Source organism: Cupriavidus sp. BIC8F (assembly GCF_032465815.1).
Lineage (GTDB): Bacteria > Pseudomonadota > Gammaproteobacteria > Burkholderiales > Burkholderiaceae > Cupriavidus > Cupriavidus necator.
Genome location: NZ_CP136094.1, coordinates 1422919 through 1437456, shown reverse-complemented (window position 1 = coordinate 1437456; position 14538 = coordinate 1422919). Strand labels below are relative to the sequence as shown.

The window sequence follows — 14538 nt, the reverse complement described above, 5'->3', positions numbered from 1 at the left end:
TGCTTTTCGACTGACGAAGTGGACTAGCCAACCTGCAGCCAACCGGAGGGCCGGACCATGCCGCTCTGCGCAGCCTCTTGCCGGGCGCGGCTGCGCCCGGCCCAGCGTACCCGGATCAGCGCTCCAGCCGGCCCAGGCGTACCACGGTCACGCCCGGGCGCAACTGGCGCAGCGACGGCATCACCAGCACGCAATCCGGATACGGCGTCACCACCGGCTCGCCGTCGCGCCAGCCGATTACGGTCCCGGCCTCGGTAAAGGTCTCCAGCCCGGTATAGGGGCCGGCAAAGCGGAAATCCATGCTGGTGGCCACCACCGGCTCGGTCACGCGCACCACGCGCTGCGTGGCGGGCAGCGGTTGCAGCCAGCCCGCGGGCAAGTCGCTTGCATCGATCACGCCGGCATGCAGCAGGAAGCGCGCGGTGCTGTCCTGCGCCACGGTCACGGCGGCGGGCTCCCAGTGCTGGCCGCATTCGATCAGCAGTGCATTGCGCGGGCTGGCAGCATCGCCAAAGCCATCGTAGTCGCGCATGCGGCGGCCTTCGGGGTGGCCTTCGTCGACGATCACATCGGCCGGCGCGCCCAGCGCGCGCGACAGGGCGATGCCCTTGTCGAGCGGGCCGGAGACGATCAGCGGCCGGCTTTTCTCATGCATCGAATGCAGGTCCAGCAGCAGGTCGACGGTGTCGATCGCCGGGCGCATGGCGCGCGCGCGGCGCAGCTCCGATGAATCCAGGCTGGCGTCATCCAGCACCCTGGCGGTCCACACGCGGTTGAAATCCTGGTCGACAAAGCGCGATGCGTCGGGCCTGGCGGCATCGAAGCTGTGGTACGCGTCGACGTTGGCAAACGCCAGCGTCAGCCGGCCGCGGCGCGGGCGCAGGCCATGGTCCAGCAGCGCCTTGACGGCGATGGCGCCGCAGACCTCGTTGCCGTGGGTCAGCGCGTTGACCATCACGTGCGGGCCAGGCTGGCCGCTGTCGAAGGTGAACAGGTAGGGGATGCCGGTGTTGCCGGCGGCGTAGGCGCGGATGTCTGGGAATGCGACATCGACGGGGTAGGCGTCGATCGGTGCGGTGGGCTGGGTCATGGGAGTCGGTGCGTTCAGGGCGCCTGGCGGGTCGGTGCCGCCGGGTCGTGTTCTTGGGATCAGGTTGAGGATGGGCGGCGGGGTCTTGCCAGCGCCGCCCGCCTCATCTCTTACTCGTGAATGCCAGCCGTCTGCACGATGGTGCGATAGCGCCCCGTCTCGCGCTTGATAAAGCTGCCGAACTGCGCCGGATTGGCCGGCGCCACTTCCACCCCGGCTTCTGCCAGCTTCTTCTTCACATCCGGCATGGCCAGCACGGCCTGCATCTCGGTGTTCAGGCGCTCCACCACCGCTTGCGGCAGCCTGGCCGGGCCCATCAGGCCGAACCACACGCCCATGTCGACGCCCTTGAGCGCGGGCGTCTCGGCCAGCGCGGGCACGTTCGGCGCCACCGGCGAGCGCTTGGCGTTGGTCACGCCGTAGGCCTGCACGCGGCCGGCCTGGATATGCGGCAGCGCCGACGACAGCACCATCACCGCCAGGTCGATCTGGCCGCCGAGCAGGTCGGTGGCCATGGCCGACGCGCCCTTGTACGGCACGTGCGTGATATTGACCTTGCCCTGCTGCTTGATCAGCTCGCCGGCCAGGTTCAGCGGCGTGCCCACGCCCGACGAGGCATACGCCAGTTTGCCCGGCTGGGCCTTGGCCAGCGCGATCAGCTCGGCCGCGTTCCTGGCCGCCAAGCCGGGCTTGCCGACCAGCACCATCGGCTGGGTGCCGACGAAGGTCACCGGCGCCAGGTCCTTCTCGCCGTCATAACGCACGGCGGGGTTGGTCAGGCGGGCGATCGACACTTCACTGCCCGAGCCCATCAGCAGGGTGTAGCCGTCGGCCTCGGCCTTGACCACCTTGGCCGCGCCGATGGTGCCGCCGGCACCGCCCAGGTTCTCGATCACCACGCTCTGGCCCAGGCGCTTGCCCAGCTCCGGGGCAATGGTCCGGGCCACCAGGTCGACGCTGCCGCCGGCGGTGTAGCCCACCACCAGTGTGATCGGCTTGGCGGGCCAGGCGGAGGCAACGGCGCCGGCGGAAGCGGCAAGGCAGAGTGCGGCAGCGGCCGCGCGCAGGATGGTCTTCATGGTCTTGGCTCTGGGGGTCCCGGAATGGTTGTTGTGGACCGATGGTAGTGAGCGCGGAACCGGCCCGGCGTGCAGCTTTGGCAAGGCGGGTTGCCGATTCGGCAATGGTGGCCGAAGGCGCATCAGCGCGGTGCCTGCACCGCCGCCTGCCAGAAGGCCTCGGCCAGCGGGCGCATCGGCGCGCGCGGGCGGTACAGGCGGATATCGAGCGCCAGGTCGCCACCATCATCGCTGCGTACGCCGCTGATGGCACGCACCAGGCGCCCGGCGTGCAGGTCGTCGGCAATCAGCCGTGCCGGCAGCCAGGCCAGGCCCATGCGCTGGCGCACCATCTCGTGCACCGACTCGGCAAAGTCGCTGACCGCGATCACGTCCAGCCGCGGCGCCAGCTTGCGGCGCGCGATCTCCTGGTTGACCATGCGGCCGAGTGTCAGGGTCTCGGCGTAGGCGATCATCGGGACCGGCTTTGCAGCCGACTTGGCGCTCGCCAGCCGGTGCAGCGGCGCGCCGCGCGCATCGGCGGCGCTCACACACACCAGCCGCTCCACGCCGGCCAGGTGGAACTGGTAGCGCGCGTCATCCAGCATCACCGGCAGGTCCGGCGGGCTGTAGCAAAGCAGGAAATCGGCATCGCCCTCGGCAAACATGGCCAGCGCGTCATGCATCGGAAAGGTCGACAGCCGCGTGCGGAAGCCGGCCGCCGCGGGGTCGTGCCGCAGCGCCTCGCGCAGGCCCGCCAGCCACGCCGGCACCATCGAGCGCGCCAGGGTCTTGCCGGTGGCGATGGTGACCGTGCTGGCGTCGGCGCGGTGCGCAGCGCGCAGCGCCAGGCGGGTCTCGTCCAGCGTGCGCAAGGCGCTCTGCGCGGCTTCCAGGAACTGGCGCCCTTCGGCGGTCAGCCGCACCGGGAACGCGCTGCGGTCGATCAGCGGGGCGCCGGCCCAGACCTCAAGCGCCTGCATGCGCCGGCCAAACGCGGGCGGGGTCACGTTGCGCAGTTCGGCGGCGCGCGCCAGGCTGCCGGCCTGGGCCAGGCAGACGAAGTCTTCGAGCCAGCGGATATGCATGAAAGGCGGACCATTGAGGGTGGGGCGGCAATGCCCCCATTATCGGCAAAACCGGCCGCCACCTTTGCCTGCCGCATTCCTCGGTTAGAATTTTTCGCATGACACTGATCCGGCGCCGCCACCCCTCGTCCCCGACCAGCCAGGCGTCCGACACCACGCCGCCCGCCCCGGAATACACCATCGACGAGCTGGCGCGCGTGGCCGGCACCACGGTGCGCAACGTGCGCTCCTACCAGGACCGCGGCCTGATCGATCCGCCGCTGCGGCGTGGGCGCGTGGGCATCTACACGCAGGCGCACCTGGGGCGGCTCAAGCTGATCCACCACCTGCTGGCGCGCGGCTACACGCTGGCCAATATCACCGAGCTGCTCAAGGCCATCGTTGAAGGGCACGACCTGCGCTCGATCCTGGGGCTGGAGACCGCCATCAGCAGCCCGTGGACCAACGAGACGCCGCGGCACTACTCCTACCTGGCGCTGGCGCGGCTGTTCGGCCGCGCGATCTCGCGCCCGGCCCTGGCCAAGGCGATCTCACTGGGGCTGCTGGAACCGGACGGCCTGGGCTATCTCGCGCGCAGCCCGCGCGCGCTGGCCGCGGGTGCGGAGATCGCCCAGGCGGGCTTTGCGCTGGAAGACGTGCTGGAGATCATCGCCCAGTCGCGCGGGCATTTCCAGGCGGTATCGGACCATATCGTCGCTACCGTGGTGCGCGAGCTGGACCGCTTTGGCGTTGGCAAGCTGCCGCCGCCGCAGGACGTGCCGCGGCTGGTGGAGATCCTGTGGCGCATCCGCCCGCTGGCGCTGGTGATGGCCGAGACGGAGATGATGCGGGCGCTGGAGATCTCGGCCAACAAATACCTGGGGGACCGGGTGGCGGCGATCATCGAGCATCTGCATGATGAGGAAGGCGGGGGCGGCGGACATACGTGACAGATGTGCGAGGACATGGTTGACGCTTCCGGGCACAGTCATCCCGCTGCGCTACCTCGCCGCCCTTCCCCGCACCGACTCCTCCAGCAACGACCGCAACTTCGCCAGTGCGCCCGGATCCCCGTGCGCGGCCGAGCGCGCATACCAGATCTTGGCCTGCTCGAGATCCCGGTCGACCACCCCGGGCTCGCCGTGCTCGTAGAAGCTGCCGACGATGTATTGCGCGCCGCCGTCGCCGGCACTGGCCGCGCGGCTGTACCACGTGAACGCCTGTCCGTAGTCGCGCGGCACGCCCCGGCCAGTGAAGTAGTTCGTCGCCAGCGCCATCTGCGCCTGCACATGCCCGCCCTGTGCGGCCAGTGCATACCAGCGGTTGGCTTCCTCCAGTGACTTCGGCACCAGTTCGCCGCGCTCATAAAGGTCGCCCCAGGTGTACTGGGCATGCGTCATCTGGTTGTCGGCCGCTTTTTTCAGCCAGACCAATGCCTCCTGCGGGCGGGCGGCAGTGCCCTCGCCGCGCAGCAGCATCATTGCGTAGTTGAATTGGGCCAGGCGGTTGCCCTGCCGGGCCGCGTCGGCAAAGCCGCGCAGGGCCTGGTCGAAGTTGCCCGCTTCATACGCGGTGACCGCGTCGCGGGTCTGGGCCTGCGCGGGGACAGGCGACTGCGGTGCGGAGGCTACCGGCTGCATGCACAACAGCCATGCGGCGGTGGCGCCGGCGAGCAAGGCGGCAATCGGGGGGCGGGCAATCGACATGGCGGACTCCGGGTACGGCGCCTTCCTGATTCCAGTGTAGGAGTCAGGGCACCGCGCCGGTAGGCAGGCGCGAAATCGCCGGAATATCCATGCGAATAATCAATCAACCACAATATCTGTCACGATCATTCCTCGCACAGATAAAACCAGATATTCAGATCCACCCGGCCCGATGCAACCGCCGCCACAGTCCCCCGCAGGCGACCGCGGTCACGCCGATCACGGCCGGGTAGGCGAAGGGGACTTTCAGCTCAGGCATGAAATCGAAGTTCATGCCGTACAGGCTGAAGATCACGGTCGGGATCGCCAGGATCGCGCCCCAGCCAGCCAGGCGCTTGACCACCTCGTTCTGGCCCACGGTGACCAGCGCCAGGTTGACCTGCACGGCGGTGGTCAGCATTTCGCGCACCACGTCGAGGGTGCGCACCAGCCGGCTGGCGTGGTCTTCGATGTCGCGGAAATAGGCGCGCAGCTCCTTCGGCACCAGGTCTTCGTGCAGCCGGATCAGCTGGCCGCACATGTCTTCCACCGGGCTGACCGCATTGCGCAGGCGCAGCACCTGGCGCTTGATCTGGTACAGGCGTTCGATCGCCGCGCGGTCGAACTCGTCGCGGAAGATGCCCTGCTCCAGCGCCTCGAAGGTGTCTTCCAGGCGCGTGACGATGGGCATGTAGTGGTCGACGATAAAGTCCATCAGCGCGTACAGCACATAGCCCGGGCCGTTGGCCAGGCCGTGCGGGTCGTGCTCGCAGCGCTCGCGCACGGGCGCATAGGTGCTGCTGACACCGTGGCGCACCGAAACCACGTAGTTGGGGCCGACAAAGAGATGGGTCTCGCCGACCACGACTTCATCTTCCACCAGTTGCGCGGTGTTGAGCACCACGAAGACCGAATCGCCATAGGACTCGAGCTTGGGGCGCTGGTGCGCATCGAGCGCATCTTCCACCGCCAGGTCGTGCAGGCCGAACGCCTGCTGGGCCTGGCGCAGCAGCGCGAGGTCAGGCTCATGCAAGCCCAGCCAGACAAAGGTGCCCGGCACCCCCAGCACGGTGCGGATCTCATCCATGCCCACCGTGCTGAGCCGCTTGCCCTGCCGGTAGGCCACGCAATTGACGATGGCGCCCATGGAAAACTCCGCTGATCAGATGGCGCAATCGTAACAAGCCTTTACGCTGCGCCGGACTCGATGCGCAGCCCCGCGCGGCAAACCACGCTGGCCGCACTTGCCCGGCGCTACGGTGTGCCGTGCACGCGCATATGGAACCCACGCGCCACCTGCTGTACATATCGATCCAATTGTTACAGTTCGCGACAGATACGACGTTAGAATGTGGCATTTCCACGGTCACCCGGCTATGTCCCAGAAGAAAACGCCACGCTTCGAGCTGCGCAGTGGCAACGTAGACGCCCTCCTTCTCGCCCTCCAGACCGCCGACATGGCTGCGCTGCGGGATGACCTCCTCGCCCGCTTTGAAGCCACCCCCGACTTCTTTTCCAATGACGTGATCGCGCTGGACCTGCGTGCGCTGGAAGATGACAGCGAAGTCGCGCTTGGCACCGTGATCGACACGCTGGCCACGCTCAAGGCCCGCGCCATCGGCGTGGTGGCCCGCCCCGGCCAGCGCGAGTGGGCCGAGCGCTTCGGCCTGCCGCTGCTGGACAGCCAGGCCCGCCGCGGCAGTGGCGCCGATCGCGCCACCGACCGCGCCGCCGAGGCCAGGGCCGCAGCCGCGGCGGAACAGGCCGCCGCCGAACAGGCCGCGCGCGAGGAATCCGTCCGCGCCGCCGCGCAGGCCACCACCGACGCCGCCGTGGCCGCTGCCATCCGCCAGACCCAGACCATGCTAATCGACAAGCCGCTGCGCTCGGGCCAGCAGGTCTACGCGCAGGGCGACGTGGTCATCCTGGACGTGGTCAGCTACGGCGCCGAGGTGATCGCCGAAGGCAACATCCATATCTATGCCCCGCTGCGCGGCCGTGCGCTGGCGGGCGTCAAGGGCAACACCGGCGCGCGCATCTTCAGCACGTGCATGGAGCCTGAACTGATTTCGATCGCCGGCATCTACCGGACCGCGGAGCAGACGCTTCCGGCCGATGTGCTCGGCAAGACCGCCCAGGTGCGCCTGGCCGATGAAAAACTGATCCTCGAAGCGCTGCGGCTCAAGTAACCGCGGCAGCCCTCGGGACCGAATTGCAGAGAGCGCAAGCTTCAACTTATTACTGGACCAAAGAGCCATGGCAAAAATCATCGTTGTGACCTCCGGCAAGGGAGGCGTCGGCAAGACCACCACCAGCGCCAGCTTTGCCGCCGGCCTGGCCCTGCGCGGCCACAAGACTGCCGTGATCGACTTCGACGTCGGCCTGCGCAACCTTGACCTGATCATGGGTTGCGAGCGCCGCGTGGTGTACGACCTGATCAATGTGGTGCAGGGCGAAGCCAACCTGCGCCAGGCGCTGATCAAGGACAAGAAGTGCGAGAACCTGTTCATCCTGCCGGCCTCGCAGACGCGCGACAAGGATGCGCTCACGCGCGAAGGCGTCGAGAAGGTCATCAACGGCCTGATCGAGATGGATTTCGAATTCATCATCTGCGACTCGCCCGCCGGCATCGAGTCGGGCGCGCTGATGGCGATGTACTTCGCCGACGAGGCGCTGATCGTGACCAACCCGGAAGTGTCGTCGGTGCGCGATTCGGACCGCATCCTGGGCATCCTGGCGTCCAAGACCAAGCGCGCCAGCGAAGGCGGCGACCCGATCAAGGAACACCTGCTGATCACCCGCTACAACCCCAAGCGCGTGCATGGCGGCGAAATGCTGTCGCTGACCGACATCCAGGAAATCCTGCGTATCAAGCTGATCGGCGTGGTGCCTGAATCCGAGGCCGTGCTGCACGCTTCCAACCAGGGCACGCCCGCCATCCACCTGGAAGGCAGCGACGTGGCCGACGCCTATGGCGACGTGGTGGACCGCTTCCTCGGCAAGGACAAGCCGATGCGTTTCACCGACTACCAGAAGCCGGGTCTGCTCTCCCGCATCTTCGGCAACAAGTAACGGTCAAGGAGGGCTCACCCTATGTCGATCCTTTCCTTCCTGCTGGGAGAGAAGAAGAAGTCCGCGTCGGTCGCCAAGGAGCGGCTGCAGATCATCCTGGCGCACGAGCGCACCGGCCATTCCGCGCCCGCCGACTACCTGCCCGCGCTGCAGCGCGAGCTGGTGGCGGTAATCTCCAAGTACGTCAAGATCGGCGACCAGGACCTGCGCGTCAGCCTGGAACGCCAGGACAACCTCGAGGTGCTCGAGGTCAAGATCGAGATCCCGCAGAACTGAGGACGGATCCCGGCGCTGCCGGATTCGTTCCGCCTGCTCCGGGTTTCCCGCACTTCCCGTCTTTCCGCCGATCGCGGCGCCGCTTGCGCGCCGGGGTCGGCCGGCCCCCGTTCTCCCTGCCGTGATTCCCCGCCAGCCCAGTGTGCAGGCCAGCTTGTCAGCGCTGCCAGAATGCCCCAATTCGGAATTCTGTAGCGGCGAGACAACGGATTTGCACCAAAATCCTGCTTGAAAGCGCAGCTTGGCGGAGTTTTGTGTCCTTGTAGCTTACGTTTTGTTAAATTTTCGCGGCGTCTACAAGATACGTAGACCTCGTCCACGCCGTGATCCGGCGGAGAGAACAGTACAAGACAGAAAAGGAGCACCATGAAGAAATCGGCCATCGTCCTCGCAGCCGGCAGCCTGTTGGCAGGTTCGGCGTTCGCCCAGTCGTCCGTTACCCTGTACGGTATCGTTGACCAGAGCCTTCGCTTCACCACCAATTCCGACGCCCAGAACCACAGCCAGACCCAGCTGAGCAACGGCGCGGTCACCAACAGCCGCTGGGGCCTGAAGGGCAGCGAGTCCCTGGGCAACAACCTGAAGGCCATCTTCCAACTGGAAAACGGCTTTGATCCGGATACCGGCAAGGCCAACCAAGGCGGTCGCCTGTTCGGTCGTCAGGCATATGTTGGCCTGAGCGGCGACTTTGGCACCATCAAGCTGGGCCGCCAGTACACCGAAGGCTTTAATTTCTTCGGTGACTACGATCCGCTGACCATCGGTAACTACGACCAGAACGCCTGGCCCTTCTTCCTGACGCAGTTCCGCAGCGACAACGTGATCGGCTACTCCGGCAAGTTCGGTGGCCTGAACGTTGGCGTCAGCTATGGCTTCGGTGAGAAGCCGGGCAGCTTCACGCACGCACAGACCAACCCGCCCAATGGCAACGCACCGTATTTTGGCGCCCGCGCTGCATACGAATCCGGCCCGTGGGGTATTGGCGGCGTGTACCAGGAATTCCGTGACACGAACGGCAACAAGCAGCAAATGTGGGGTGCCGCCGGTAAGTACGCCTTTGGCCCGGCCAAGGTATTCCTCGGCTACATCGGTGGCAAGGATAAGACTGGCCTGATCGACGCCGCTTTCTTCACGCCGGCGAACAGCGCCAATCCGATCCCGGCTGGTGGCAATTACACGGCAAGCCCGCGTAAGGACAACATCGGCTACATCGGCGCGACCTACCAGGCCACGCCGGCTCTGGCGCTGACCGGCGTGTTCTATGGTGATCACATCAAGAACACCAACGGTCTGGCCGATGCCAGCGGCAACCGCTACACCGGCGTTCTGCTGGCCGAGTACTCGCTGTCCAAGCGTACCCAGGTCTACGGCACCGTGGACTACAACAAGGTGACCGGCGGCGCGAAGACCCAACTGCCGGGCAGGGACAACCAGCTCGGCCTGGGCGCAGGTATCCGCCACATCTTCTGATCGTTGTCTGATCAGTCTGGCGAAAAGGCACCTTTCGGGGTGCCTTTTTTCATGCGCGCGGCCGGCGCCGCAGCCACATGTACCAGCCGGCCGGCGAGGCGGCTTCGCCCATCGGCTGCAGCGGCACCAGCACGCCGCCATGACGCGCCACCACGCGCTGCGCGCACAGCAGCGCCGGCCCGGGCTGCGCCAGCCGCGCGGCGCTCTCGTCATCGGCGGGATCGAACGCCAGCCACAGCGCCAGGCCGCCGGCGTGGCCACGGCACGTGACCCGCAGCGCAGTCCCCGGCGCCGCGGCGCCAATGGCGCTGGTCAGCAGCGATTCCAGCGTTTGCGCCAGCATGGCCTGGTCCCCGCCAAGGCGCGGCAGGCGGCCTGCCGGCCGTTCAAAGCGGATGCCGGCTTCGCTGGCCACGGCCCACACGCGGTCCAGCGCTTCATCCAGCAGCGACTCCATGGCGATACGGCGCATGCGATAGGCGTGGCGCGTTTCGCGCAGCAGCCGGTTCAGGTCATCGATCTGGCGCAGCGAACGGCGCGCATGGCCGCCAACCTGCGCCAGCAGCGCGGCGTCGGCCTGGTCCTGCGTGCGGCGCAGCTCCAGCCAGGCCAGCAGCGAGGCATTGGGCGCGCGCAGGTCGTGGCCAAGCACGTGCAGCAGCATGTCGTGCACGGCGGCGGGGTTGCGCACATCAGCGCGGCGCTGCCCAGCCGGCCGGCCTCGCAGCCACCGCGCCAGACAGCGGCCGCCGAGCCACAGTGCCACGGCCAGCCCCGCCTGGTGCAACCGGGACGCTTTCATGCGGCAGCCCGCTCGGTGCGCTCCGGGCGATCGGTGCGCTCCAGCCGGTAGCCATGCGTGTAGACCGGGGTCAGCCGCAAGCCATGCCCTGCCTGCAGGCCAAGCTTGCTGCGCACGCGCGAGACATGGGTATCGATGGTGCGCGACAGCGGCGAGATCTCGCGGCCCCAGACCGCGGCGGAGATGTGGTCGCGCGTGACGATGCGCCCCTCATTGCGGAACAGCAGCACCGCCAGGTCAAACTCTTTCGGCGTCAGGCCGACCGGATCGCCGTTGCAGGTGACCTTGCGCAGGGCGCAGTCGAAGGCGTACTCACCCAGCCGCAACGGCGCGAGCGGCGCCAGCTGTGCGGGATACGCGCGCCGCAGCAGGCAGTCGATGCGCGCGGCCAGCTCGGCCGGGCGCACTGGCTTGACCATGTAGTCGTCTGCGCCCGCCGCCAGGGCATTGACGATGTCGGGCTCGGCCTCGCGGCAGGTCAGGAACATCACCGGGATGCGGCGGTCGAGGTGGGTACGCACCCAGGCCAGCACCTCGCGCCCGGACAGGTCCGGCATCTGCCAGTCCAGCAGCAGCAGGTCGAAGCCCGCGTCGCGCAGCGCCAGCAGCAGGCGCCGGCTTTCAGCAAAGGTCACGCAGTCATGTCCCGCGCAGGTAATGACCTGCCGGATCAGCGCCGCATCCGCGGGCGCGTCTTCAAGCGATGCAATGCGCGATGCCATTTTCTTTCCCATGTGTTGTCTCCGACGGAACAGGACACCAGCGGGACATTTAAGACCGCGTTGCCTTCCGCACGAATAGGAAAGACCTCAATCTCGACTTTCAACAATCTTTTACTTCTCGCCTCAGCGGGCCGCTCCTACCATGGGTTTCGCTGCGTGCCGAGCGGGCCCGCAGTGCCATGCTCTGTCCATCCATCGGCGCATTCCGATGCGCCCGCGCAGGAGCCACTCTCGTGAACATCGCCGCGCTGCAGGCGGACCCGACCCTCGCCGTCAGCATCGAACAGACCCTGCGCCTGAACGGACACCAGTGCACGCGCTATCTCAGCGGACGCACCATGATCGGCGCGCTGCGCGGCAGGTCGTTCGATCTGCTGATGCTCGATTGCGATACGCCGGGGATCCCGGCACTGGAAGTGCTGGCATGGGTGCGCCGCACGCTCGGCAACGAGATGCCGGTGATGCTGACCGGCACCTCCAACGAAGAAGCCTTCGTCGCGGCCTGCTTTGCGCAGGGCGCCGACAGCTACCTGCCCAAGCCGCTGCGCACGGCCGAGCTGGCCGCGCGCGTGCTGGCGCTGTTGCGCCGCGCCAGGCCGGCGGGCGACGAATGCGACCTGGAGCACGGCGTGTTCCGCTTTGCCACCGCAGAGCGGCGCGTGTGGGTCCAGGGCAAGCCGGTGCTGCTGGCCCCCAAGGAATTCGACCTGGCGGTGCTGCTATTCCGCAACCTGGGTTCGCTGGTGCTGCGCCAGACCATGGCCGACCAGGTCTGGCGCTACCACATGGACCCGGCCTCGCGCACCGTGGACAGCCACCTGTCGCGCGTGCGCACCAAGCTGGCGCTGTGGCCGCACAACGGCGTGCGGCTGTCGTCGGTGTATGGGCTGGGCAGCCGCCTGGACGCGGCCTAATCGGCCTTGATGCCCGCTTCCTTGACGATGCGTGCGTTCTCCGCGGACTCGTCGCGGATGGCCTTGGCAAACTGCGCCGGCGTGCCGCCGGTCGGCACCTCGCCGCCCTTGAGCAGGCGCTCATGGACTTCCGGCTCGGCCAGCGCCTTGTTCAGTTCGGCGTTCAGGCGGCTGATGATGGCCGCGGGCGTCTTGCCCGGCGCGAAGATGCCGAAGGTCGAGGTCAGGTTAGCCTTGGGGTAACCCAGCTCGGCCAGCGTCGGCACCGAGGGCAGGCTCTCCAGGCGCCTGGGCGCACCCACCGCCAGCGCGCGCAGGCGGCCGGCCTGCATATGCTGGGTCAGCACCGGGCTGGCGTTGGTGCTCATCACCTCGAACTGGCCGCCAAGCGCGTCGTTCATCTGCTGGCCCGCGCCCTTGTACGGGATCAGCGTAATGTCGGCCTTCGACTTCTGCTTGATCTGTTCCAGCACCACATGGCCGACCGTGCCCAGGCCCGACGTCGCCCAACGCACCGAGCCCGGCTTGGCGCTGGCCTGGCCGACCACGTCGGCAAAACTCTTGCCGCTGAAGCCGGTGGTGGCCACCACCAGCACCGGCGAGTACATCACGCTCATCACCGGCGCCACGTCTTTCTGCGGGTCGTAGTTGACGCGGCCGACATGCGGGTTGAGCGTCAGCGGGCTGGTGGCGGCAAAGCCCAGCGTATAGCCGTCCGGTGCAGCCTTGGCGACCGCATCGATGCCGATGCTGCCGCCCGCGCCGGCCTTGTTCTCGACCACCACCGAGGTGCCCATCTGCGCCGACAGCCGCTCGCCGAGCGCGCGCGCCACGGTGTCGCTGATGCCGCCGGTCGGGTAGGCGACGATCAGGCGGATCGGGCGGCTGGGATAGGCGTCGGCAGCGGCGGCAGGCAGTGCGGCAGCACCGCTGGCCACGCACAGGGCGGCCAGCAGGGACGAGCGGAAGGGGAAGGCCATGATGGAAATGCGGGAGAGATTTCGACAGGAGGGCGCCGGGCGCGGCAGCGGATTGCCGGCCTGGCGTGGAGCAGTCGCTATCTTAGCCGATCGAAACCTGCGCGCTCAGCGCACCAGCGGGCGTTCCGGCACCCACGAGACAAAGAGTTCGTTGGCCCGGTCATACAGCCGCCATACCGTGCCGCAGTCGCGGCAGGCAAAGGAAAGCATGCTGAACGGCACGCCGGCGGCGCTCTGGCTCACCAGCGGCACCGTGCCGCGCAGCGCCAGGCAGGACGGCGGCTCGCGCCGGCGCGGGTCGGCGGCGAGCGCCAGGCAGCGCTCGCAGGCAGGCGTGGCGGGCGTGGCAGACGGTGCTGACGCGGGTTGGACGGATGGCGGGGACGGGGGCACGGCAGACTTCATGCCCGCCATGATGCCGCAAAACGCTGCCCGGCAGCAGCCGCTGACGCAATCGGATCAGGCCGGCTGCGTGCGCGCCACCGCGGCCGGCGTCGCCGCGCGCTGGCCCAGCCACACGCTGCCCAGCACCAGCAGCGCGCCGGCGGCCTGCATCGCCGTCAATGCCTGGCCCAGCACCAGGAAGCCGAGCACGGTGGCGCTGACCGGGCTCAGCAGCCCCAGCGCCGCCACCGCGGACGACGGCATGCGCCCGACACCGCGGAACCACAGCGCATAGCTGAAGCCGGCCCCGACAATGCTCAGCCACGCATAGCCAAGCCAGTTGGCCAGCGTGAAATGCCCGGGCAGCGGTTCCAGCACCAGTGCGAACGGCAGCAGGAACAGCCCGCCCGCGCACAGCTGCCATGCCGTCAGCACCAGCGGCGAGACCGGCGGGCGCCAGTGCCGCGTCAGCACCGTGCCCACCGCCATCGATACCGCCCCGGCCGCTGCCGCCGCCACGCCGATGGCGTCGAGCCGGGCGGCCGGGCCCAGCACCAGCAGCGCCACGCCCAGCAGCCCGCCCACACCGGCCATCCAGGCAGCCGGCCGCGGCCGCGCGCCGAGCCAGGCCCAGGCCAGCACCACCACGATCAGCGGCTGGATCGCGCCGACCGTGGCCGCCACCCCGCCCGGCAGCCGGTACGCGGCGATAAACAGCATGGCCTGGAAGAAGCCGATATTGAGCACGCCCAGCACGGCCGCGCGCCACCACCAGCTGCCGCGCGGCAACTGCCGGCCGAACGCAAGCATCGCCAGCCCGGCCGGCAGCGCCCGGATCACGCCTGAGAGCAACGGCTGCCCCGGCGGCAGCCACTGGCTGGTGACCAGGTAGGTGCTGCCCCAGATGGCCGGGGCCAGCCCGGTCAGCAGGATGTCCCTGAGGGTCACGCCGCCGGACGCGGCCAGGGAGGAAGATCCATTCGCCTTCATGTCAATATTCTTGATGTCAAGATAAATA

Annotated in this window: 16 protein-coding genes; 6 read left to right on the top strand and 10 right to left on the bottom strand. The window is 68.0% G+C overall.

The annotated features are described in order from the left end of the window. Positions 1-115: 115 nt before the first annotated feature. The 3 genes from RS901_RS06675 to RS901_RS06665 all read right to left on the bottom strand — a co-directional run bounded on the left by RS901_RS06675 (position 116) and on the right by RS901_RS06665 (position 3236). Positions 116-1090, bottom strand: coding sequence for a M14 family metallopeptidase (locus RS901_RS06675; RefSeq protein WP_316152210.1), 975 nt, complete (start codon positions 1088-1090; stop codon positions 116-118). 110 nt (positions 1091-1200) lie between these two features. Next, positions 1201-2169 carry a Bug family tripartite tricarboxylate transporter substrate binding protein gene (locus RS901_RS06670; protein WP_153954986.1) on the bottom strand — a complete coding sequence of 323 codons (969 nt, stop codon included), beginning with the start codon at positions 2167-2169 and terminating at the stop codon, positions 1201-1203. 122 nt (positions 2170-2291) lie between these two features. Continuing rightward, the gene (locus tag RS901_RS06665; protein ID WP_316152209.1) at positions 2292-3236 is read right to left on the bottom strand and encodes a LysR family transcriptional regulator; all 945 of its coding nucleotides are present in this window, start codon (positions 3234-3236) and stop codon (positions 2292-2294) included. A 98-nt stretch (positions 3237-3334) separates the two neighbouring features. Here RS901_RS06665 and RS901_RS06660 point away from each other — a divergent pair, with 98 nt between their 5' ends. Beyond that, positions 3335-4165, top strand: coding sequence for a MerR family transcriptional regulator (locus RS901_RS06660; protein WP_114135775.1), 831 nt, complete (start codon positions 3335-3337; stop codon positions 4163-4165). A gap of 51 nt (positions 4166-4216) precedes the next feature. Here RS901_RS06660 and RS901_RS06655 read toward each other — a convergent pair whose 3' ends face one another. Together RS901_RS06655 and RS901_RS06650 are read right to left on the bottom strand one after the other, a co-directional pair. Further along, positions 4217-4921 (bottom strand): tetratricopeptide repeat protein, encoded by a 705-nt coding sequence (locus RS901_RS06655; RefSeq protein ID WP_316152205.1) that lies wholly within the window; start codon positions 4919-4921, stop codon positions 4217-4219. A gap of 154 nt (positions 4922-5075) precedes the next feature. Next, positions 5076-6047, bottom strand: a complete 972-nt coding sequence (locus RS901_RS06650) for a magnesium and cobalt transport protein CorA (protein WP_316152203.1) — start codon at positions 6045-6047, stop codon at positions 5076-5078. 229 nt (positions 6048-6276) lie between these two features. On the opposite strand from RS901_RS06650, the gene minC reads away from it, so the two are divergent. From minC to RS901_RS06630, 4 genes are all read left to right on the top strand, one after another. Beyond that, complete coding sequence (minC, locus tag RS901_RS06645) at positions 6277-7089, top strand: septum site-determining protein MinC (protein ID WP_316152200.1); 813 nt, start codon at positions 6277-6279, stop codon at positions 7087-7089. A 67-nt stretch (positions 7090-7156) separates the two neighbouring features. Continuing rightward, on the top strand, positions 7157-7972 hold the full coding sequence (gene minD, locus RS901_RS06640; protein ID WP_010811452.1) for a septum site-determining protein MinD: 816 nt from the start codon (positions 7157-7159) through the stop codon (positions 7970-7972). Between the two features lie 21 nt (positions 7973-7993). Beyond that, entirely contained in the window at positions 7994-8248 is a 255-nt protein-coding gene (gene minE / locus RS901_RS06635) for a cell division topological specificity factor MinE (protein ID WP_010811451.1), read from the top strand. 366 nt (positions 8249-8614) lie between these two features. Then, positions 8615-9718 carry a porin gene (locus RS901_RS06630; RefSeq protein ID WP_316152193.1) on the top strand — a complete coding sequence of 368 codons (1104 nt, stop codon included), beginning with the start codon at positions 8615-8617 and terminating at the stop codon, positions 9716-9718. Between the two features lie 49 nt (positions 9719-9767). Here RS901_RS06630 and RS901_RS06625 read toward each other — a convergent pair whose 3' ends face one another. Both RS901_RS06625 and RS901_RS06620 read right to left on the bottom strand, forming a co-directional pair. Beyond that, positions 9768-10520 carry a sensor histidine kinase gene (locus tag RS901_RS06625; RefSeq protein ID WP_316152191.1) on the bottom strand — a complete coding sequence of 251 codons (753 nt, stop codon included), beginning with the start codon at positions 10518-10520 and terminating at the stop codon, positions 9768-9770. Then, positions 10517-11254: a response regulator transcription factor gene (locus RS901_RS06620; RefSeq protein WP_316152189.1), complete on the bottom strand. Its 738-nt coding sequence runs from the start codon at positions 11252-11254 to the stop codon at positions 10517-10519. The genes RS901_RS06625 and RS901_RS06620 overlap by 4 nt, the downstream gene beginning before the upstream one ends. Positions 11255-11475: 221 nt before the next feature. On the opposite strand from RS901_RS06620, the gene RS901_RS06615 reads away from it, so the two are divergent. Beyond that, positions 11476-12156: a response regulator transcription factor gene (locus RS901_RS06615; protein ID WP_316152186.1), complete on the top strand. Its 681-nt coding sequence runs from the start codon at positions 11476-11478 to the stop codon at positions 12154-12156. Here the strand turns inward: RS901_RS06615 and RS901_RS06610 are convergent. From RS901_RS06610 to RS901_RS06600, 3 genes are all read right to left on the bottom strand, one after another. Further along, on the bottom strand, positions 12153-13136 hold the full coding sequence (locus tag RS901_RS06610) for a tripartite tricarboxylate transporter substrate binding protein (RefSeq protein WP_316152184.1): 984 nt from the start codon (positions 13134-13136) through the stop codon (positions 12153-12155). The two genes, RS901_RS06615 and RS901_RS06610, sit on opposite strands and share 4 nt — an antisense overlap. A 105-nt stretch (positions 13137-13241) precedes the next feature. Then, on the bottom strand, positions 13242-13550 hold the full coding sequence (locus tag RS901_RS06605) for a hypothetical protein (protein ID WP_316152183.1): 309 nt from the start codon (positions 13548-13550) through the stop codon (positions 13242-13244). Positions 13551-13595: 45 nt separating this feature from the next. Beyond that, entirely contained in the window at positions 13596-14510 is a 915-nt protein-coding gene (locus tag RS901_RS06600; RefSeq protein ID WP_316152181.1) for an EamA family transporter, read from the bottom strand. Between the last annotated feature and the right edge of the window lie 28 nt (positions 14511-14538).